A 21,684-nucleotide genomic window follows, 5' to 3' on the forward strand; every position below is an offset into this window, starting at 1 on the left:
CGAAAAAGCCGCCCCAGATGGAGCGGCTTCTTGAACTGTGGCGGGCAATGAGCTTACGCGGCCAGCGCGGGGTACATGGGCAGCACCGGCGCTTCGGTAGCAGGAAAAGCGGGGCGAATGTCGGCTAGGCGGACAGGCGCCGGGGTGGCTTCGGCGGCGTCGTGGTGGCGCAGGGCGCGCATCAACAGGTAGCGGTATTTCTCGGCGTCGGCCAGGGCTTGCTCGATGGCTTGCACGGCGTCAGCGTGGCTGACCACCGGCTGCAGTTCGCGGCGCGGGCGGCGGGCTTCAAACACATGACCTTTGAGGTATTCGGCGGCAGATTTCATCAGAATAACGGGCCGGCACTTGGTTATCTACGGCTTGCTGTATTAACCAATTAACCGCTTTTTTCATTCCTTAGCAGCCTCTTTCCAGCCATATTATCCTCCTTGCAAATCAATGTTTTACAACAATTTTTCAAGCCAAAATAACTAGCCAATTTTCAGCACGATTTTGCCGAATTGGGCGCCGACCTCCATGCGGCGCAGGGCGGCTTCGCCCTTGGCCAGCGGGAATACTTCGTCGACCACGGGCACAATACTTTTCTCCGTTACCAAAGCCAGCATCGCGTCGAAATCCTCCGGCGAGCCCATGGTGGAACCCAAGATGCTGAGCTGCTTCCAGAAGACTTTGGCGGGCGGCAGGTTGGGGATGTTGCCCAGCGTGCCGCCGTAGAACACGATGCGGCCACCCGGCGCGGCCGCGTCGAGCAGAGGCAGAAATGCCGCCCCGGCGGCGCTGTCGATGATGACGTCGAATGGCCCGCCGGCCTGCTGGATGAGGGTTTTCGCCCAGTTTTCGGCCTTGTAGTTGATGCCGCCTTTGATGCCCAATCCCTTGGCCCGGGCAATTTTCTCGTCCGAGCCGGACGTCACCCACACCTCGGCCCCGCGCGCGGCGCAAAACTGCGCGGCCAGCATCGCCACGCCGCCGCCAATGCCCGTCACCAGCACCCGCTCGCCGGCCTGCACCTGGGCGCGAACAAAGGCAGCGCGGTAGGCCGTGAGGCCGCCCAGCGGCAGCGCCGCGCCTTGCTCGAAGCCGAGATGGGCAGGCAGGGGCCGGACGTACTCGGCGGGCAGGGTGAGGTATTCGGCGAAGGTGCCGGGGTCGGGCATGCCCCGCACCACGAAGTCGCGGGCCTGTACGCGGGGATTGTGGCCCCAACGCAGGCCGGGGTAGAGCAGCACGCGGGCGCCCACGGTCGGAGCATCGCCGGGCACATCGGGGCCGTGGGCGGCTACCTCGCCGGCGCCGTCGGCCCCCAGGGTGCAGGGCAGCCGAATGCCGGCATACTGCCCGGACTGGATGAACACGTCGCGGTGGTTGAGGGCAGCGGCGTGGAGCTTGACCAGGATTTCGCCCGGGCCGGGCGCGGGCGCAGGAATGTCCCGCAGGATGGCGGGCTGGTGAATGGCGTCGAGTTGGAGGGCTTGCATGGGTGGGTTTGGTTTTTGTGGGGGCAATGGTTGTTGGAACGTGCTCAGGGTCTCACGAGTAAAAAAGCGGCCGGCAGCAACAACTTGGCGCTGGGTGAAATGATGCGCTGTGGTGCTTAGAATAGCCAAGGCCCTCACCTAACCTTCCACGCAAGATATCGTTCAGGGCAAGCACCGGGCCGATTACCGCCCGGCAATTTCCTTTCTAACCCATCCAATCCCATGGCCGAAACGCACACCCTCGAAGAAGTACTGAACACGCCGCAAAAGAAGCTGGCCTTCTTCCAGAACCTGGTTTTGGTGGCGGCGGCCGATGGCCAGCTGAGCTCGGAGGAAAGCGACTTTCTGCTGCAAATCGGCAACCGCCTAGGGCTGACGGCCGACGAGGTGATGCCCATTGCCGACAACCTCAGCGTGCTCAGCTTCATCATGCCCGCCGATGGCCTGCAGCGCACGCTGGAGCTGCAAACCCTGGTGCAAATGATGCTGCAGGACGGCCAGCTCGACGCCCGCGAATACGGCCTGTGCCAGGAATACGCCACGCGCATCGGCTACGGCAAGGCCATCCTCGATGACATGGTGAGCCAGCTGGCCGGCGGCGCGCCCAACCCCTACCCCATGCCCCCCACCGTGAGCTAGCCCGGCCGCGGCCTACTCGTGCCTGGCCAAGCCGGCTATGGCCACCGGGCCAGCCACCAGCAGCCCCGTCACCAGGCCGCCGACGTGGGCGGCGTTGTCGATGTTGCCGGTGATACCCGAGAGCAGGTTGCTGAGCACCAGGTACAGCACCAGCCCCAGCATGGCGCGGCGGTCGGACTTGCCCAGCACCAGCCGCTTGCCAATAAGCAGCACCAGCAGCAGGCCGTAGAGGCCGAATATGGCGCCGCTGGCCCCTACCGAGTTCACGCCGTCGGTGTGCCACCACAGGCTGGCCAGCCCGCCGCCCACGCCGCAGGCAAGGTAGCCCAGCAGCAGGCGCACCGGCCCCAGCCGGTCTTCCACCAGCAGACCCAGCAGCCAGAGCGAGAACATATTGAGCAGCAGGTGCGAGAGGCCGGCGTGCACAAACAAGCAGGTGAGTAGCCGCCACGGCTGCCCGTGCAGGGTGAGGTCGGAAATGTTGGAACCCCAAATTACCAGCTGGTGCCCGGTGGGCTGGGAGGCCGACACGCCGCTGAGTACCATCAGCCCGAACACCAGCACGTTGAGGTCGAGCAACAGCGGCGTGGCCCAGAAGCGCCGCGACGGAATGAACAGCCCCCGTAGCAGCTGGCCAAGGAGCTGCGGCCAGGTTTCGGGCTCCTCGGCGGGCGGGGCCGGCGCGGGCGCCGGGGCCTCGGGCAGTAGCTCGCGCCGCTTCAGCTCGGCCACGGCGGCCGCGCCCACGGCGGGCGGGTAGCGGGCCGCGTTCTGGGCCAGGTACAAGAGCTCGGCTTCCGGCTTCTGGGCGAAAAGCTGGGCGGCCAAGGCGGCCGTGGAGCCGGGAGCAGCGGAGGGGGTGGCTTCTTCCATCAAAAACGGCACGCGCAAGGAGCGCGCCAGATGGTTACAACCGGCCACTTTGCCAGGTGTTCGGGGTTGGGTTTTAGGTGTTGGGGAGAACGGTCATCCTGAGCGTAGCGAAAGACTTTCATTACGCAAAAACTATTTGCAGCAAACCGGCCGGTGCGAATGTGATAAAGTCCTTCGCTACGCTCAGAATGACCGTTCTCCCCAACACCTAAAACCCAACACCTAATACCTAAAACTTCGCCGTCAGCACCGTGGCCTTGTAGGGTTTGCCGGTGACGGGCGAGGCGGGCAGCACGTCCTTCAGCCAATCCTGCACGTCGGCTTCGCGGGACACCAATTCTTTATCAGTGAGGAATTTTTTATCGGCCAGCAGGTCGGGAAATTGCTCCAGGATGTGCTGCTGGCTGCTGGCCGCCTCGCGCATGCGGTCATACATGCGGGCCATTTTGGGGCCGAAGCGGTAGCTGTACACGGCGCCTTTGTTGAAATCCGACCAGGTTTGGCGCACCACGGTGGTTTGCTCCGCGAACATGGGGCCGGCCTTCCCAGCGTGGGCCTGGCCGGTGAGGTATTCGGTTTGCATCTCGGCCGTCCAGAAGCGGCGGGCCAGCTCCCGAAACTGGCGCAGGGCCTGCGGGTCTTTCTTTTCGGCGGCCGGCAGGCGGGCCACCAGCTGGTCGGCCACGGCCGAGCCGTTGTAGGTGGGAATGGCCGAAGTGGGCACTTCCACCAGGCGCGGGGGCACGTGGGGCTTGGCCGGCGCGGCCACGGCCTTCACGCCCCCGCCGCGCTGCTTGGAGTAGTAGAAAAAGCCCATGCCCAGCAGCAGCACGGCGGCCAGCGCCAGGTTCAGCCAGTTCACGCTCCGGCCGGCGTTGGCCACGTCGGCGGGCGCGCTAAGGTCCACCTCAGCCGTCTCGGCCGGCGGTGCCACCAGTTGAACGCCCCGGCGGCGCAGCTCGCGCCGGGCCAAGTCAATCAAATCGGGTTGGTAGTACTCGGGGTGCTCGATGAAAAACCGCAGCTCGGCATCGGTTTTTTGGTGGTAGAAATCAGTGGAATAGTCGGACACGGCGGGTTGGAGAAGAAATGCGCTGGCAAGATGGCGACGGGCGGCCAATTTGCCAGCCCAACCGTAGCGCTTCCGGCCCGTACAGCCCTAAAACGGTGCCTTGCGCGCCCAATCGTCTCACTTTCCATCCTTTCAATCCTTTCCGCCATGCCCGCTCCCGAGCAAAACCCCACCGACCCGCGTCCCGACCAAGCCAGCACCGGCGGTCAAACCCCCAGCCAGGGCGTCGACCGTGACCAAAACGCCAGCGGCAACCCCGAGGCCGGCACCGCCGCCGACGGCGCCATTCCCACCAGCACCCAGCAGAACATGGGCGACGGCGCCGGCATCCGCGGCGACTACGGCGACGCCAGCCAAACCAACGGCCTCGAAGGCGGCCCCGATGAAACCGCCGACAACAGCGCCCCCGACCAGCCGAAAACCGACACGGAACTGACGGGCTCGTAAGAAAAACGTCTGTCATCCTGAGTGCCGCGAAGGACCTTTTCACGTCTGAATGCTCAAAGTTCAAACGTGGGAAGGTCCTTCGCGGCGTTTCATACGATGGAAATGACCCGCGCCCCGCGGCCCAATGCCGTAATTTGCGGCTTGTATTGCTGTCGTTGCATGTTGTTGATGTCTCGTTTTCTCGCCGCTGGCCGATTCCTTTTTCTCCTGTTGATGCTGAGCAGCGGCCCGTGGCCGGAGTCGCTTCGTGCTCGAACCACTGCTGAGCCGGCCGAAACGCTGCCCCCACCCAAACGCGAGCTGCGCGCCATGTGGATTGCCACCGTCGAGAACATCGACTGGCCCAACCAGCGCGGCGAAACGCCCGAGCAATACCGCCGCGACTACCGCCGCCTGCTCGACGCCGGCCAGAAAGCCGGACTCAACGCCGTATTCGTGCAAATCCGACCCGCTTCGGATGCCTTCTACAAATCGAACCTGGAGCCTTGGAGCAAATGGCTGACCGGTACCCAGGGCAAGGCCCCGGCCGGCGACGATGACCCCCTGCCCTTCCTCATCACGGAGGCCCACCGGCGTGGCATGGAGTTCCACGCCTGGTTCAACCCCTACCGCGCCAGCATGGACTCGGTGACGCGCCGCCTGGCGCCGAACCACCCATTTCGGCAGCACCCGGAGTGGTTTCTGCGCTTCACAGGCAAGCTCTTGTATAATCCTGGCCTGCCGGAAGTGCGCAATCACATCACCCGCGTGATTCTGGACGTGGTGCGGCGCTACGATATTGACGCCGTGCACTTCGACGACTACTTCTACCCCTACCCCGAGCCCGGCCAGGTGCTGCACGACGAAGCCGCCTTCCGCACCTACAACCCCGACAGCCTGAAGCTGGGCGACTGGCGCCGCCAGAACGTGGACATCCTGATTCGGGATTTGCACGACAGCATTCAGGTAGCCAAGCGCTGGGTGAAGTTCGGCATCTCGCCGTTTGGGGTGTGGATGAACAAGTCGAAGGACTTTCCGCAGGGCTCCGACACGCGCGCCGGGCAGCCCAGCTACTCCAACCTGTACGCCGACACGCGCGGCTGGCTGGAAAAAGGCTGGATTGACTACATCGTACCGCAGCTGTACTGGAGCACCAATTTCCGCCTCTGCCCCTACCCCGTGCTGGTGAAATGGTGGGCCGAAAACAAGTTCGACCGCCACCTCTACATCGGCCACGGCACCTACCGCATGCTGGAAAGCACGCGCTCCGACACCACCTGGCGCAACCCGCGCGAGCTGCCCCGCCAGATTCGCCTCAACCGCAGCTACGAGGGCGAGGTGGCCGGCAGCGTGTTCTTCTCGGCCAAATCGGTGCTGCGCAACCCCTTGCACACCACCGACACCCTCACGCAGGACCTGTTTCGCTACCCCGCCCTGGTGCCCGCCATGCCTTGGAAAGACGACCTGCCGCCCCTGCCCGTAGCCAACCTGCTGCTGCGCCGCACCGGCCCCGCCGTCACGCTAAGCTGGCAAAGTGGCCCGCCCGCCGCCGACGGCGACGCGGCCACTTACTACGTGCTCTACCGCTTCGGCGCCAACGAGCGCAGCACCCCCAACGACCCCAGCCGCATCTTGGCTTTGCCGCGCCCCGCCCCCGGCTTCCCCGCTACCTACACCGATACCACCGCCGTGCCCGGCCAGGCCTACGCATACTACGTCACGGCCGTCGACCGCCTGCACAATGAGAGCCGGCCCATGCGCGTCGTCACCACCGGCCAGGCCGGGCCCGAAATCGCCCAGGGCCAGGCGCCCGGCGGCACCAAGCCGGTGGCGTCAGCGCCAGCACCGACGCCCGCTGTTACCCAACCCGACCCGCGCTTCACCCTGCCCACCGGCGAAAGCCCGGACAAGGCCGCGCCGCTCCTCAAAGTGAAGGTGAAGGAAAAAGAGAAGCCCAAGAAGCGCGGCTTCTTCGGGCGGCTGTTTGGAGGAAAGTAAATGTTAGGGCCTCTCTTCGGGTTTGGCGTGGCTGAGGTCTAGGCGGAATTTGCAGCACGGGAAGAAACCGTAGTTTTCTGCATGAAGCATGAATACATTTGAGAGAACGTATTTATTGCGCTGTGAAATCTATGAAGTTCTTTTCCGCAGTACCCTTGACAGGCTTGCTAGCCCTGTTCTTTCTTGTCTTTCGCCTGCCGACGGCTGCTCAGACTCCCACGTGGCAATCGGCGCAGGCCGTGGCAGTGGCTACGAGAGCGGGCTCGTCGGTGACTGCAATAACCGTCGACGCGGTGGGCAACGTGTACCTAGCTGGAGTTTTTGCCACCACGGTGACCTTGGGCACCACCACGCTCACCAGCTTCGGGAGTGAGGACATATTCGTCGCTAAATTCAATCCGACCAGCAACCAATTTGTGTGGGCTCAAAGCGCCGGTGGCATGGCCCTAGACCAGCCCAACGACATAGTAGTCAGCGGCAATAGTGTGTATGTGGCCGGGATTTTTTACAGCACCACCGCTCGCTTTGGCGCTGTAACGCTGCCTCTTACAGGCACTTCTGGCGGGTTTATAGCCAAGCTTACGGACGCTGGTAACACCAGCAGTTTCACTTGGGTACAGCAGACCAGCGCGAGCTTCACGTCTTTGGTCGTTGCGCTGGCGGTGAGTGGCAGCAGCGTGTACGCGACGGGAAGTTCCGGCGGCGTTTCGGCCAGCTTCGGGGCCATTACCCTGACCTCTGCGGGCGGTTCAGACCTGTTCGTAGCCAAGCTCACGGATGCGGGCAGCACGGGCAGCTTTGTGTGGGTGCAGCAGGCTGGCGGGGCTGGCAGCTTAAATTTAGACCAAGGTAATGCGCTGGCAGTGAGCGGCAGCAACGTGTACGTGTCCGGGAGTTTCAGCGGCGCTTCGGCCAGCTTCGGGCCCATCACCCTGGCTTCTGCAGGGCAGTACGATGCGTTTGTGGCCAAGCTCACGGACGCGGGCAGCGCGGGCAGCTTCGTGTGGGCGCAACGCGCCGGTGGTGCGGGCTTGGATGAGGCCAAGGCCCTGGCCGTGAGTGGTAGCAACGTCTATGTATCCGGAACTTTGGCCAGCGCTACGGCCACTTTCGGGGCTATTACGCTGAATAACGCTGGTTCAAACGACGTCTTTGTGGCCAAGCTCACGGATGCGGGCAGCGCGGGCAATTTTGTCTGGGCGCAACAGGCCGGTGGAACTGGCGACGATTATACCCAAAGCCTAGCCATAAGTGGCAGCAGCCTTTATCTGGCGGGGTATTGCGCAAGCCCCACCATTAGCTTCGGTCCCACTACCCTGACCAATAGGGGGTCTTCAGGTACTTCCGATGTTTTCGTGGCGAAGCTCACGGACACGGGCAGCACGGGCGACTTTGTCTGGGCGCAGCAGGCCGGCGGCGCCGGCAGCGAAGGAGCCAGTGCAGTAGCCCTTAGTGGAGCTACTGTGTACATAACCGGGTCGTTTGGTAGCGCTACGGCCAGCTTTGGCCCTCTCACTCTCACCAATCCAATTCCCAACATCCAAGTCGGCTTTCTGGCATCCCTCAGTGATGCGTCCATTACGGCCACGGCTGCTGGCCAGGCATCGGCCTTAAGCGTGCTCTACCCCAATCCCGCCCATCAGACGGCCACCCTGCACCTGCCGGCCGGCAGCAAGCCTACGTCCCTTACGCTATTCGATGCGCAGGGCCGCTCCATGCGCCGCTACCCCGCGCCAGCCGCTGAAGCCTCCCTCGACTTACGCGGGCTGCCCGCCGGACTCTATTTGCTACGTGGCAGCGGACTGCTACAGCGCTTATTGGTCGAGTAGGGTGTCATCAAGAACGAAAGTCGGAATGCCGGCCACCACAAATACCGGTGCATAGAACTACCAAAGCTGCTTGATGTACGCATCTGCCTGCATAGTCAACACCACAAAAAAAGGACGCCCTCCGAGCCGGAAAGCGTCCTTTTGCTGTTTGCAACAACGGATTTCTACACTGCCTTAATATTTAGGCTCACCACCACATCTGTGGCCGAAGTGCGGTTGATGCCCGTTACCTGCACCACGGCGTACTGGTCGGTGCCGCGCAGCTTGAGGATGATGACGTCGCCCACCACGATGTTGTCAAGCGTGGTGACCTGCGCCGTGCTGGCGGCGTTGTTGTAGGTGTAGCGAAGGCTGTTGAACGTGGCCGCGGTATAGATGGCGGCCGTGGAGCGCACCATGCCCGTGCCCGGGCTGAGCGTACGGAACTGCACGGCGTTGCTGGCCGTGCTGCTAATCACCAGGTCCTTGGTAGCGGCCGGCGCAGCAGCGGCTACGGTGGCAAACGTGGTCAGGTCCAGCGCCGCCAGGTCGCCGCCGGTGGTGCCGGTGTAGGTGAGGGTGCGGGCGCGCACGGCGGCCAGCGGCGTGGTGGCGCTGAGGGTGATGGGCGCCGCCGTGACGGAGCTGGCCCGGAAGTTGGGCGTGCCCAGGTAGCGGCTCTTGGCTTCAAAACGGAACACTACGTCCTGCCCCGCCGTGCCGGTCGGCAGGGTCACGTTCACGTCCAACGGAAAAGCCGCTCCCGACTGCGTGCCGGTGGCAGCTGGCAGGCGCTGGCGGGCAAAGCGCCGCTCGGCTCCGGTACCCACGCGCACGTAGGTCACCAGGCTGTCGAGGTTGTTGAATAGCACTGAATTGGCTGCTGGGGGCGCGGCTGGCAGCTCGGGGTAGGCATTGATGCCGTTTTCATTGAACAGCAGGCTGAAGCGCACCACGTCGCCGGTCACCACCGGCGCATTGGCCGGGGCCGTCACGTTCGTGGCCGACACTACGCGCACCGTGGGCGTGGCCTCAGCTACCCGAATGGAAACGGCGCGGCTTTTGGTCAGCCCGTTCTGGCTCACCACCACGGCCGAGAAGCGCACGCGCGCCTTGTTGGGGGCAGCAGGAATCACCACGCGCACCACCAGCGTATCAACAAACTTGCGACGCGAGTAGGCGGCCTGGGCGGCAGGCAGTGTCTGCACCACAGTCGAATCCGGGGCCGGCTCGATGCGCTGAAAGATGCGGATTTCCTGAATGGGGGCGCTTTGGCCGCTGAACTGCAACTCCAGGGGTACGGTTTCGCCCACGGCGTATTTGGTGGCCGTGCCAAGCGAGTTGCTCAGCAAAGTGGGGTACCGGTCTTCGTCGCTGACGGTGTAGGGCGGGTCGTCGTTTTTGTCGCAGCCGGTGAGCAGCCCGCCCACCAGGGCCAGCAGGGGCACCAGCCGCAAAAAATATCGTTGGGTCATCATGAGGTCAGAAAAATAAACCAGTGAAAAAACAGCAGCCCGGGACTACTGGTCCCACCACACTTTTTGGGTGAAGAACTTGGAGTTGAGGCCGTTGATGCCATCCGGCCCGACCTGGGCCCGCAGATTGGCCGAGTTGTACTGCACCTCGGTGGTGGCGGGCAGCAGGCGGCGCGGAAACTTGCCGCCCGCATCGGAGTTGGCCCCCACGGGGAATACCAGGTTCGGGTAGATGACGGGGCTGAAGTCGTAGCGCCGCATGTCCGTCCACGATTCCGGGTTCAGGAACATGGCGATGTACTTCTGCTGCATGATGGCGCGGGGCACGTTGGGTGCGGCCGACGTGGAGAGGTCGGCCTCGGTCTGGGCCACGGCGCTGCTAGCCAGGTAAGTGTTGATTTGGGCCGTGGTGATGGTGGGGATGGCCGCCGGCACGTCGGGCGAGAGCGGCGTAGTGGTGCCGCCCACCCCAATCTTGGCCATGTGCGCCCGGATGCCTTCGCGGTAAGCCGCCAGCGCCACGCTCTTCTGTCCGTCCAAGAAAGCCGCCTCAGCCTTGATGAACTGCAGCTCGTGGTAAGTGATGACGTCCATGTAGCCCAGCTCGCGGGTGTAGAACGAGCGGTAGAAATCGGTGGGTGTGGTGGTGGGCTGGGGCCCGCCGCCCACGCCGGGGTCGGCGCCGGGGCTGGTGGCGGTGGCCATCACGGGCAGGCGCGGGTCCACCACGCCGGGGTAGGTGGCCCCGTTCAGAAACTTGATGAAGTTGGCGCCGAAGGTGGACGTGCTGAAGTTCAGACGGCCAGCGCCGGCCGAGAAGTAGTTGGTGGTGGGAGTGCCCGAGTTGACGGTGGGCACAAACTGCAGAATGCAGTCATCGGCCGACGTCAGAAAGCCCTTGCTGGCGTATTCCAGCACCTTTTTGGGCTCGTACTTGGCGCCCTTCTTGGTAAGGTGATTGGCCTGCCGCGCCTTCAGCGACCACGCCAGACGAATCCACTTCTGCACGTCGCCGCGGTACAGGATGTCGCCGCTGATGGCGGGCGTGGTGATGTAAAACGGCCGCTTGTTGTCGGAGGCCGGCTTGCTCATTTCCACAATGCCCTCGTCCAGCAGCTGCTGAATGTCGCCGTACAGCTGCTCCTGCGGGTCGTAGGCGGGGGTAAAGTTTTTCTCCCCCTGGAACGCCTCGCGGTAAGGAATGTCGCCGAGCATGTCGGTGGCGTGGCTCAGAATCAGGGCCATCATGATTTTGCCGGCGCCCACGTAGTAGGGCGAGCCCTCGTCCTGGGCCAGCTTTATCATGGGCGGAATGTTGCCGCCCACCAGAAAGTAGGTGTTGTTGAAGGTGGCCGAGCTGTTGGCGTTGGTCAGGAAATACTGGTCGGCCCCGCCGGCGCCGGCGCCGCGGGCGGCCACGTTCTGCGTGAAGAAGGCCACACGCTGCTCCGACCCATACTGAATGGCCAGCCCGTTGCTGATGATGCTGGGCAGCAGAAAGTTCGGGGTGGTTTCGGTGGGACTGTTGGGGTCGGTGTTCTTGTCGAGGAAGCTCTCGCAGCTTGTCAGCGCCGGGCTGGCCAGCGCCAGGCCCAACAGGATTAATAGCTTTTTCATATCATTCGAAGTTGAAAATCAGACAGTAATTGGCTTAGAACGTGGCGCGTAGGGCAATGTCGAGGCCGCGCGTGGCGGGCACCCCGCCGTAGTCGAAGCCGCCCGAGCCGCCGCCGCGCACCCCGGAGCCGGCCGCCGCCACCTCGGGGTCGATGCCCGAGTAGTTGGTGAAAAGCAGCAGGTTGCGGCCGGTCAGGCTCAGCTCCACGCCCTTCACCACGCCCGTGCCGCCGCCCAGCCACGCCTTGGGCAGGCCGTAGCTGAGCGTGACGTAGCGCAGGCGGGCCCAGTTCACGTCTTCCACAAACATGCCGCCGGCCGCGCCCAGCAGGTCGCGGTAGTAGCCCTGGGTGGCTTCCACGGCCCTGGTGTTGGGCACGTAGCTCACGGTGCCGCTGGCCGGGTCGGTCACGGCCACCACGCCTTCAATCACAATGGGCTTGTAGCGGTCCAGGGTCAGTTCGCTCTGGCCCAGGCGGGTGGCGTACTGCGCGTTGCCGTTATACACCACACCGCCCTTGCGGAAATCCCACAGGAAGGTCAGGCCCACGCCTTTATAGGTCAGGGTGTTGGTAATCTGGGTGGTGAAGTCGGGGGCGCGGTCGCCGAGGTAGTTGGTCAGCACGCCGTTCAACGAGGGGTAGCCGCTGGCGTTGATGAGCACCTGCCCGTCGGGGGCGCGCACCAGGTCGGAACCGGTGATGCCCGAGATGGGGCGACCGGGCAGGGCCGAGCCCAGCACGTAGTCGGTCACGCCGGCGTCGGACTGCGACACGATGTCGAGGCCCACCGGCAGCTCGCTGCGGTTGCGGTTGCGGAAGAAGTTGGCCGTCACGTCCCAGGTCAGGCCGTTGGCCTGTTTCACGGGCGTGCCGCTCACGCTCAGCTCCACGCCTTCGTTAATCACCGTGCCGCCATTCAGGTACTGCAGAATGAAGCCCGTGGCCTGGCTCACGCGCGGGGCAATGAGCTGGTCGGTGGTGGTTTGGCGGTACACGGCGCCATCAAAGCGCAGGCGGTTTTTGAGGAATTGCAGGTCCAGGCCCAGCTCGTAGCTGCGGGTTTGCTCGGGCTTGAGGATGGGGTTCGAGCCGTAGAAGCCGTTGCGGAAGCCCCCGCCGATGAACGTGTTGGTGGTCAGGGGCGACACCACACGGTAGGGGCCCGTGTCTTTGCCCACTTGGGCCACCGAGGCGCGCAGCTTGCCGTAGCTCAGCACGGGGTTGGCGTCGAGGTTGAGGGTGCGGGAAAACTCCCAGCCCACCGCCGCCGAGCCGTAGCCGAAGCCTTTGCCGAAAATCTTGTTCTCGTCGGGGCGCGGCAGGGTCGAGGACCGGTCGTAGCGGCCCGACAGCTCCAGCGTTACCTGGCGGAACAGGTCGAGGTTGATGCGGGCGAAGTTGCCGACGATGGCCCGGTTCGAAAAGCGTTGCAGCACGTTGCGCGTGGCGGGGGTCGTGTTGTTGATGCTTACGAACGTCGGGCTCTGGAAAACAGTGCCAATGAAGTCGTTGGCTTCGTTCTTATTCGCCTCGATGGCGTTGCCGAGCAGCAGCGTGCCCCGGATGTTCGGGGTGAACTCGTGCGTGAGCGTGGCCAGCAGGTTCGAGGTCAGGACCCGGTTGAAGTTCACGGTTTCGGCCAGGCCACCGTTCTCGTTCAGGGGCTGCGAGGTGCCCACGGCGCGCACCGAGCGGGTGCGCTCCTGATAGAAGTCGTTGCCCAGCACGTAGGTCAGGTTCAGCCACTGCGTCGGCTTGTAGGTGAGCGACACGTTGCTGATGAGGCGGTTGGTGCGGTCGCTCTGCGGGCTGCGCTCGGCGCTGAAGTAGGGGTTGTCGGGGTCGCCGCCCGCTGTGGCAGTGCCCAACAGGCGCCGGCGGCTGCCGTCGGCGTTGAGGTAGTTGCGGGCGTCGTCGTTGCGCGGCCAGTTTATCAAGCTCAGGAAAAAGCCACTGGGCTGCGCCGAATTGCCGAACAGGCCCTGCCCCTGAAACGGCCGCTGGCCGCCGGAATTGATGTAGTTGGCCGCGGCCGAGGCGCTGAGCTTGGGCGAGAACTGGGCCGTGCCCGAGAGCCGCACCGACGTCTTGTCGTAGTCGCTGTTGGGCACGGTGCCGCTCTGGGTGAGGTTGGAAGCCGACAAAAAGAAGGTGGCTTTCTCCGAGCCTCCCGACATGGTGAGGTAGTTCTGGAAAGCCTTGCCGGTCCGGAAAAAGTTGCCCAGGTTGTCGTACACCTCCTCGCCGTCGGCAAAGCGCGGTCCCCACGAGGTACGGGTGGTGGCGTCGAACACGCCCAGGTTGCCCTGCTTGTACTGGTCCTGCAGCTTGGGCAAGCGGTTGGCCTGGTCCAGCGAAAACTGCGTGCGGTAGGTGATGGCCGTGCGGCCGGCGGCGCCTTTTTTGGTGGTGATGATGACGGCGCCATTGCCGGCGCGCAGGCCGTAGAGAGACGACGCCGCCGGGCCCTTCAGCACCGTGATGGAGGCCACGTCTTCGGGGTTGATGTCGGAGGCGCGGTTGGGCGTGGCCGACGAGCGGCCCAGGATGCCATTGAGCCCCGAACCGCCGCCCGGCACCGACGATTCGGCAAACGAGGAGTTGTCCATAATCACGCCGTCGATGACGAACAGCGGCTGGTTGTCGCCGTCGAGCGAGTTGCCTCCCCGGATGACGATGCTCGCGCCTTCGCCCGGCGCCCCGCCCGAGCTGGTGATGGCCACGCCGGCGATTTTGCCCTGCAAGGCGTTCACGATGTTGGGCTGGCGGGTGTCAATCAGCTCGGCCCCGCTCACTTGCTGGGCGGCGTAGTTCACCTCGCGCCGCTCCTGCTTGATGCCCAGCGAAGTGACAATGACTTCGTCGAGGGCGGCGGTGCTTTCTTTCAGGGCCACGTCCACAGTGCCGTCGGCGCCCACGGTACGCTCCTGCGAGGTGTAGCCGATGAAGCTGAACACCAGCGTGGCGCCCGGCGCGGCTTGCACGGCGTAGCGGCCGTCGGCGCCGGTGGTGCTGCCGGTGGTGGTGGTGCCTTTCACCAGCACCGTCACGCCCGGGAGCGGGGTTTGGTCGGTGCCCGAGGTGACGATGCCCGTGATGGTGCGGGCCGGCGTAGTGGCACCCGCCGGGCTGGCCGTCTGGGCCCAGCTGACGGAAGCCGGCGCTAGGCCCAGCGTCAGCAGGAATAGCCAGTAAGGTTTTTTCATGAGAAGAAATGATTGATGGGAAATGACAGGGAAAGACGGGGGTTGCGATGCGGAGAGGTAAGCCGTCAGGAGCCAGCCGATTTTGGCAGTTCGGCGGGCTTAAAGCCCACCATAGGCATCAAGAACCCAAGGGTTTACAGCTGGGCCGCGCCGGGCAGATGCTTGAGTGGTGGAAAAGGAGGGTTCAAATTTGCGAAATATTCAGGCAATATTCACCCAAACGTTTGCGGAAATTGGAAATAGCTGATATTCGTCACAATTCAATTATTTTAGAATACAACTCCTGGAAACACGGCTTTTATCCACCGCAAGCTTTGATTAGCACCGGGTTTTCCCCAATTTTCCGCCGTTCATACCGATTCTTCTGCTTTTCCACCCTGCTCATGAATTCCACCCCCGCCGCCCTGCCCGCCTCCGCCGACGCCCACCTGCCCGTCAGCATCTACGCCGATTCGGAAGTGGCTTCGGCCGCCGTAGCAGCCCAGATTGCCGACCTTATTCGCGCCCGTGCCGCCGAGGGCCGGCCCTGCGTGCTGGGACTGGCCACGGGCTCCTCGCCCACCCGCGTGTACGAGGAGCTGGTGCGCCTGCACCGCGAAGAGGGCCTGAGCTTTCAGAACGTTATCAGCTTCAACCTCGACGAGTATTACCCCATGCAGCCCGACTCGCTGCAGAGCTACGTGCGCTTCATGCGGGAGTACCTGTTCGACCACGTCGATATCAAGCCGGAGAACGTGCACATCCCCGACGGCACCGTGCCGCCCGAGCAGGTAGCCGAGTACTGCCGCCGCTACGAGGAACAGATTCAGGCAGCCGGCGGCATCGATTTGCAGCTGCTGGGCATCGGGCGCACGGGGCACATCGGCTTCAACGAGCCCGGCTCCGGCCCCGCCTCTCGCACCCGGATGATTACGCTGGACCACGTGACGCGCACCGACGCCGCTTCCGACTTCTACGGCGAGGAAAACGTGCCGCGCCGGGCCCTTACCATGGGCGTGGGCACCATTCTGGAAGCCCGGCAGATTGTGCTCATGGCCTGGGGCGAAGGCAAGGCCGCCGTGGTGAAACGCATGGTGGAAGGCGAGGTAACCGACACGGTGCCGGCCACTTACTTGCAGCGCCACCCCGCCGTGCAGGTGGTGCTGGATGAGGCCGCCGGCGCCGAGCTCACGCCCCGCAAAACGCCCTGGCTGCTGCACCTGCCCTGCAACTGGCAAGACGCCGCCTTGGTGCGCAAGGCCGTGACCTGGCTGGCCCGCACCGTGGGCAAGCCCATTCTCAAGCTGACGGAGGAAGCCTACAACGAAAACGGCCTCTCGGAACTGTTGGCGCAGTCGGGCCCGGCCTACGACATCAACATTCGCGTGTTCAACGAGTTGCAGCACACCATCACCGGCTGGCCCGGCGGCAAGCCCAATGCCGACGACACTTACCGGCCGGAGCGCGCCGAGCCGTTTCCGAAGCGCGTGCTCATTTTCAGCCCGCACCCCGACGACGACGTGATTTCGATGGGCGGCACCCTGCTGCGCCTCGTGGACCAGGGCCACGAGGTGCACGTGGCCTACCAGACTTCCGGCAACATTGCCGTGTTCGACGATGAGGCTATTCGCTTCGCTGACTTCGTGGCCGACTACGACCAGGCCTTTCATTTTTCCAGCGGCGAGCCGGCCGACAACCTCTACCACCGCGTGGCCGATTTCCTACGGCGCAAGCAGCCCGGCCAGGTCGATTCAGAAGAAGTGCAGCAGATTAAGGGCCTTATCCGCAGCGGCGAGGCCAAAAGCGCCCTGCGCTACGCCGGCCTCGACCCCGACGAGCGCGCCCACTTCCAGAACCTACCCTTCTACGAAACCGGCCGCGTACGCAAAAAGCCGCTCGGCGACGAAGACATTCGCCTCACGATGGAGCTGCTGAACCGCATCCAGCCCCAGCAGATTTACGCCGCCGGCGACCTGAGCGACCCGCACGGCACGCACCGCGTGTGCCTGGCGGCCATTTTTGAGAGCATCCACCGCCTCAAAGCTTCGGGCACGGCGTGGCTGGATGACTGCTGGGTGTGGCTCTACCGCGGCGCCTGGCAGGAATGGGACATCGACCAGATTGAGATGGCCGTGCCCCTCTCCCCGGCCGAGCTCACGCGCAAGCGCCGCGCCATCTTCAAGCACCAAAGCCAGAAGGACCGGCCCCTCTTCCCCGGTGCCGACCAGCGCGAGTTCTGGCAGCGCAGCGAGGCCCGGAACCGCACCACGGCCAAGATTTACGACGAGTTGGGGCTGCCGGAGTATGAAGGCATTGAAGCCTTCGTGCGCTGGGAGTTTTAATAAAAGCCCGTCGTGCTGCGTGCTGCATGACGGGCTTATTTATTCGATTTCTACCATACCCTAATACCTTTTTCCCACCACTAACCCTTTTTCTGTATGCCAAACACTTACCGAGACGAGCTGGCCCGACACTTGAGCGGGCTGCTGTTTTTCCTCCTGCTTGCGGGCCCGCTGCTGGCCCAAACCCAGCGCTACACCCTGCAAGGCCGGGTGAACGACGCGGCCGGCCAGGGCCTGCCGGGCGCTACGGTGCTGCTGAACGGCACCACCATGGGCGCCTCCACAGACGCTAATGGGGGCTACTCGCTCACGGCCACAGTGGCGCCGGGTAGCTACACGCTCACGTTTTCGCTGGTGGGCTACAAGGCTGAGACGCGCCCGTTGACGCTGGGCGCCGCCGAAACCGTGACCACCGATGTGGCCCTGGCCGAAGCCCAGCAGAAGCTGGACGAAGTGGTGGTAGTGGGCTCGACCGTGACCGTGAACCGGCGCGAGTTGGGCAACGCCATCAGCACCATTCAGGGCTCGGAGCTGACGCAGAGCGGCTCGGGCGGGGTGCTGAACTCGCTGCAGGGCAAGGTGCCCGGCGCGCAGATTACCCAGAACTCGGGCGACCCGGCGGGCTCCATCTCGGTGCGTTTGCGGGGCATTCACACCCTGGCCGGCTCGTCGGACCCGCTGTATGTGATTGACGGCGTGATAGTGAGCAACGCCAGCACCAACGTGTCGCAGCTGGCCTTGACCAACGACGTGGGCGTAGCCAACGTGGGCCAGAACCGCCTGGCCGACCTCAACCCCAACGACATTGCCAGCCTCAACGTCATCAACGGGGCGGCGGCGGCGGCCATCTACGGCTCGCGGGCGGCCAACGGCGTGGTGCTCATCACCACCAAGCGCGGGGTAGCGGGTGCGCCGCGCGTGAGCGTGAGCACCAGCGTGATGATGAACGAGCTGCGCAAATCGGTGCCGGTGAACACCTACGGCAAGCAGTTCGGCTTTGCGGGGCTGCGCCTCTACACCATCGGCGGCATCTCGGCGGGCCAGATTACGGCCAACCCCGGCACCACAACAACCAACATCAACCGCGCCAACGTGAACACGCCGCTGGCCAGCAACCTGGTGGATGTGCCGCGCTACAATTACTTCGACCAGATTTTTCGGCGCGGCTACGGCACCGACAACAGTGTGTCGATTTCGGGCGGCTCGGAGCGCACGCAGTACTACCTCTCGGCCGGCTATCTGAAGAACGAAGGCATCATCAAGGGCACCGATTTCACGCGCTACAACCTGCGGGCTCGCGTGGACCAGCGCCTGACGGACTGGCTAAAGGTGTCGGGCGGGCTGACGTACAGCAACAGCTTCTCGAACGAGAAAGCCAACGGCAACGTGTTCTACAGCCCCATCAACTCGGTGAACATCACCAACAACATCTACGACATCACCCAGCGCGACGCCAACGGCAACCTGCTGGCCGTGGAGCCCACCCGCGTAAACCCGCTCTCCACCATTGAGGACATGAAGTTTACGCAGGGCGTGAACCGCACCATCAGCGACGTGCAGCTGAGCCTGACGCCTTTCAAGAACTTCTCGCTTGACTACATCATCGGGGCCGACGCCTACTCGCAGGTGGGCCAGGGATACATCCGGCCCTACCCCTACCAGGCCACGGCCGGCCTGCCGGCGGCCCGCTACCCGCTGGGCTACGCCTCCAACGCCAACAATGTGGCCCTGCAGTTGAACTCCGACCTGAACGCGGCCTACGAGATTTCCTTCACCGAAGACCTGAAGCTGAACCTGCGTGCCGGCTACAACTACCAGTACAGCCAGCAGGAAATCACGGCCACCCAAGGCCAGAACCTGGCGCCCTTCATCACCACCGTGAGCGGGGCCAGCAGCACCACCGTCACCTCTACCTACGACACCGACCGGTTTTCGCTGAGCGGCTACTACGGGCAGGCCACAGTAAGCTTCCGCAACCTGGCCTTCCTGACCGGGGCGCTGCGCCGCGACCAAGCCACCAAATTCTCGCCCTCGCAAACCAACCAGGTTTATCCGAAAATCAGCGCCTCGCTGGTGGTGTCGGATTTGGCGTTCTGGCAGAACGCGGCTTACGCCAACGCCTTCAACACGCTGAAGCTGCGGGCCAGCTACGGCGAGGCCGGCAACCTGGCCATCTTGCCCACTTACACCCGTTTCTACCCGTTCAATCCGGTGGGCTACCTGGGCAAGAACACCCTCACGCCCAGCACCCAGCTGGCCACGCCCGACGTGCGCCCCGAGCGCAACGCCGAGCTGGAATTTGGGGCCGACCTGGGCTTTTTGAAGGACCGCATCGGGCTGGGCATCACGGTGTATAACCAGCAAATCAAGGACCTGCTGCTGCGGCGCAACCTGGCGCCGTCGGCGGGCGGCTCGGCCATCTTCAACAACGTGGGCACCATGGAAAACCGCGGCGTGGAACTGCAGCTGACGGTGGTGCCGGTGAAAACCGAGAACTTCACCTGGGACGTGACGGCGCTCTATAACCGCAACCGCAACAAGGTGCTGGACCTGCCCGGCTCGAACGGCAGCACCCAAACCATCTCGGTAGACAACGCGGCCGGCGCGCCGGTGTACTTGCTGGCCGGGCAGCCGGCGGGCGTATTCTACGGCTCGGGCTACGCCCGCAACCCCGACGGCTCGCTGCTGCTCACGCCCCAGGGCTTCCCGCAGGACGAGCGCACCAGCGGGCAGGGCGTGGGCGCCACCACCTTCACCCCCGCCCGCGAAGCCAACGGCCAGCCCAGCTACGCCGCCGGCACGGCCATTGCCAACGTCATCATCGGCGACCCCAACCCGAAGTGGACGGGCTCGCTGAGCACCAACCTGACCTATAAGAAGCTCAGCCTGCACCTGCTGGCCGACGCCGTGCAGGGCAACAGCGTGTTCAACGCCGACAAGCGCACGCGCCAGGGCGTGGGCCTGGGCGATTTGGCCGAGCAGGAGCTGCGCGGTACGCTGCCCCGGGGCTACATCTTCGCCATCTACAACACCCAGGAATTCCGCGTCGATGACGGCTCGTTCGTGAAGCTGCGCGAGGCGGCGCTGAGCTACACGCTGCCCACGCTCAGCAAGTACATCAGCAACCTGACCGTGTCGGTGGTGGGCCGCAACCTGTATTCGTGGGACAATTACAACGGCTTCGACCCCGAAACCAGCGCCGGCGGCTCCAATGACCTGCTGCGCGCCATCGACTTTGGCAACGTGCCCATTCCGCGCACCTACCAGCTCAAGCTGGCGGCGTCGTTCTAGCGCGTAGCGTGGACTCTGTAAGTCCGCGCCCTCCCGAACGAACCATCCGGAACACCCCTGCGCGGACTCCCAGAGTCCACGCTACACCTCTCCAGACTTCATTCCCAATGAAAAAATATATCACCCTAGCCGCCCTGCTGGCCTTGTCGCTCGGCAGCTGCAACAAAGAATACCTGAACCCCAGCGCGGCCCTGCAGCCGCAGGTCGTGACCTCGTCCGACGGGTTGATTACGCTTTGCAACGGCCTGCAGTACCGCTACAGCGCGGGCGGCCTGCTGAGCGTCGTTTACAACGCGGTGGCGGCCGGCGGGCTAACCACCCGCGAGCTCACCATCCTGAACGTGGGCAACATCGAAGAGTATAACGTGAGCCTGGGCGGCGGCAGCGTCACCAACGCCAACGGCGTGGTGCGCAACCTCTGGACGCAGGCCAACCTGGTGAAAGCCAACGCCGACCTGGTGCTGACCAACGCGGGCAACGCCCCCGAGGCGGGCACCCGCAGCGGCATCGTGGCCTACGCCAGCATTTTCCGGGCTTTGTCGCTGGGCACGCTGGCGCAGTTTTTCGAGCAGGTGCCGCTGGCGGTGCAGGAAAACGCGCCCTTCGTGCCTCGCGTGCAGGCCCTGCAAAACGCCGTGGCCCAACTCGAAACCGCCGCCACCCAAGTGGCCGCTACCCCCGTTTCGGCCGATTTCAACAGCAAGATTGTGCCCGGCCTCGACCTGCCCAACACCCTGCAGGCCCTCATTGCGCGCTACAGCCTGGAAGCCGGCGACTACGACAAAGCCATTGCCGCCGCCGGCCGCGTGGACCTCACCAAACGCTCGGTGTTCAACTACGACGACAACACCCGCAACCCCATTTTTGAGGTGGCCTTCGGCAACCGCAACGTGTTCGAGCCCTTCAACGCCAACCTAGGCCTGACCGGCACGCTGGCTCCCAACGCCGCCGACCGCCGCCTGCCGTTCTTCATTCGCACCAACCCTACGGCCACCCAGAACCTGGGCACCGGTTTCTTCACGGCCAACAATGCCCCCATTCCGGTGTACGTGCCCGGCGAGATGCTCCTGATTCGGGCCGAAGCCTACGCCCGCAAAGGCGACGTGCCCAACGCCATTATTGAGCTGAACCGGGTGCTCACCAAGACGCCAGCCAACGACGTGTTTGGCCTCGGAGCCAGCCTGCCCGCTTACAGTGGCCCCGCCACCGCGGCCGATGTGCTGACCGAAATCTACCGCAACCGCAGCATCGAGCTGGCCTTCCAGGGCTTCCGGCTGGCCGACAGCCGCCGCTTCGGCCGCCCCGCCGCCGGCACCACCGGCGCCGAGCGCAACCGCAACTTCCTGCCCTACCCCCGTACAGAACGCGAAAACAACTCCCAAACGCCCGGCGACCCGGTGCTTTAGGGTGTAGAGGGTAATAGAGCTCTAAAGAAAAAGGACGTCCTGCTGAGCGCAATCGAAGCATCTCTACCG

The 21,684-nt window shown here is 64.1% G+C and carries 14 protein-coding genes; 7 read left to right on the forward strand and 7 right to left on the reverse strand.

Annotated elements, in window-relative coordinates; all coding sequences use genetic code 11:
• Positions 1–53 precede the first annotated feature (53 nt).
• Positions 54–329, reverse strand: a complete 276-nt coding sequence (locus MTP16_RS22180) for a hypothetical protein (RefSeq protein WP_243514116.1) — start codon at positions 327–329, stop codon at positions 54–56.
• Positions 330–473: 144 nt separating this feature from the next.
• Complete coding sequence (locus MTP16_RS22185) at positions 474–1,481, reverse strand: zinc-binding dehydrogenase (protein ID WP_243514117.1); 1,008 nt, start codon at positions 1,479–1,481, stop codon at positions 474–476.
• A 222-nt stretch (positions 1,482–1,703) separates the two neighbouring features.
• Here MTP16_RS22185 and MTP16_RS22190 point away from each other — a divergent pair, with 222 nt between their 5' ends.
• Positions 1,704–2,120, forward strand: a complete 417-nt coding sequence (locus MTP16_RS22190; RefSeq protein WP_243514120.1) for a TerB family tellurite resistance protein — start codon at positions 1,704–1,706, stop codon at positions 2,118–2,120.
• Between the two features lie 12 nt (positions 2,121–2,132).
• Here the strand turns inward: MTP16_RS22190 and MTP16_RS22195 are convergent, their stop codons facing one another.
• Both MTP16_RS22195 and MTP16_RS22200 read right to left on the reverse strand, forming a co-directional pair.
• Positions 2,133–2,993, reverse strand: coding sequence for a rhomboid family intramembrane serine protease (locus tag MTP16_RS22195; protein ID WP_243514123.1), 861 nt, complete (start codon positions 2,991–2,993; stop codon positions 2,133–2,135).
• A 229-nt stretch (positions 2,994–3,222) separates the two neighbouring features.
• Positions 3,223–4,065, reverse strand: a complete 843-nt coding sequence (locus tag MTP16_RS22200; RefSeq protein WP_243514126.1) for a hypothetical protein — start codon at positions 4,063–4,065, stop codon at positions 3,223–3,225.
• Positions 4,066–4,212: 147 nt separating this feature from the next.
• Here MTP16_RS22200 and MTP16_RS22205 point away from each other — a divergent pair, with 147 nt between their 5' ends.
• The 3 genes from MTP16_RS22205 to MTP16_RS22215 all read left to right on the forward strand — a co-directional run bounded on the left by MTP16_RS22205 (position 4,213) and on the right by MTP16_RS22215 (position 8,318).
• Positions 4,213–4,512 carry a hypothetical protein gene (locus MTP16_RS22205; RefSeq protein ID WP_243514129.1) on the forward strand — a complete coding sequence of 100 codons (300 nt, stop codon included), beginning with the start codon at positions 4,213–4,215 and terminating at the stop codon, positions 4,510–4,512.
• A 168-nt stretch (positions 4,513–4,680) separates the two neighbouring features.
• Complete coding sequence (locus tag MTP16_RS22210) at positions 4,681–6,489, forward strand: glycoside hydrolase family 10 protein (protein WP_243514131.1); 1,809 nt, start codon at positions 4,681–4,683, stop codon at positions 6,487–6,489.
• A gap of 155 nt (positions 6,490–6,644) precedes the next feature.
• Complete coding sequence (locus MTP16_RS22215; protein WP_243514133.1) at positions 6,645–8,318, forward strand: T9SS type A sorting domain-containing protein; 1,674 nt, start codon at positions 6,645–6,647, stop codon at positions 8,316–8,318.
• Between the two features lie 164 nt (positions 8,319–8,482).
• On the opposite strand, the gene MTP16_RS22220 is transcribed toward MTP16_RS22215, so the two are convergent.
• The 3 genes from MTP16_RS22220 to MTP16_RS22230 are packed head-to-tail and all read right to left on the reverse strand — an operon-like array spanning position 8,483 to position 14,597.
• The gene (locus MTP16_RS22220) at positions 8,483–9,775 is read right to left on the reverse strand and encodes a hypothetical protein (RefSeq protein WP_243514135.1); all 1,293 of its coding nucleotides are present in this window, start codon (positions 9,773–9,775) and stop codon (positions 8,483–8,485) included.
• A 42-nt stretch (positions 9,776–9,817) separates the two neighbouring features.
• Positions 9,818–11,389 carry a SusD/RagB family nutrient-binding outer membrane lipoprotein gene (locus MTP16_RS22225; RefSeq protein ID WP_243514136.1) on the reverse strand — a complete coding sequence of 524 codons (1,572 nt, stop codon included), beginning with the start codon at positions 11,387–11,389 and terminating at the stop codon, positions 9,818–9,820.
• Between the two features lie 34 nt (positions 11,390–11,423).
• Positions 11,424–14,597 (reverse strand): SusC/RagA family TonB-linked outer membrane protein, encoded by a 3,174-nt coding sequence (locus MTP16_RS22230; RefSeq protein ID WP_243514138.1) that lies wholly within the window; start codon positions 14,595–14,597, stop codon positions 11,424–11,426.
• A gap of 383 nt (positions 14,598–14,980) precedes the next feature.
• On the opposite strand from MTP16_RS22230, the gene nagB reads away from it, so the two are divergent.
• The 3 genes from nagB to MTP16_RS22245 all read left to right on the forward strand — a co-directional run bounded on the left by nagB (position 14,981) and on the right by MTP16_RS22245 (position 21,615).
• Complete coding sequence (nagB, locus tag MTP16_RS22235; RefSeq protein ID WP_243514140.1) at positions 14,981–16,918, forward strand: glucosamine-6-phosphate deaminase; 1,938 nt, start codon at positions 14,981–14,983, stop codon at positions 16,916–16,918.
• 96 nt (positions 16,919–17,014) lie between these two features.
• Complete coding sequence (locus MTP16_RS22240) at positions 17,015–20,209, forward strand: SusC/RagA family TonB-linked outer membrane protein (RefSeq protein WP_243514143.1); 3,195 nt, start codon at positions 17,015–17,017, stop codon at positions 20,207–20,209.
• A 107-nt stretch (positions 20,210–20,316) separates the two neighbouring features.
• Positions 20,317–21,615 (forward strand): RagB/SusD family nutrient uptake outer membrane protein, encoded by a 1,299-nt coding sequence (locus tag MTP16_RS22245; protein ID WP_243514146.1) that lies wholly within the window; start codon positions 20,317–20,319, stop codon positions 21,613–21,615.
• Positions 21,616–21,684 lie beyond the last annotated feature (69 nt).

The sequence above is a fragment of the Hymenobacter monticola genome, from assembly GCF_022811645.1.
Taxonomy (GTDB): domain Bacteria; phylum Bacteroidota; class Bacteroidia; order Cytophagales; family Hymenobacteraceae; genus Hymenobacter; species Hymenobacter monticola.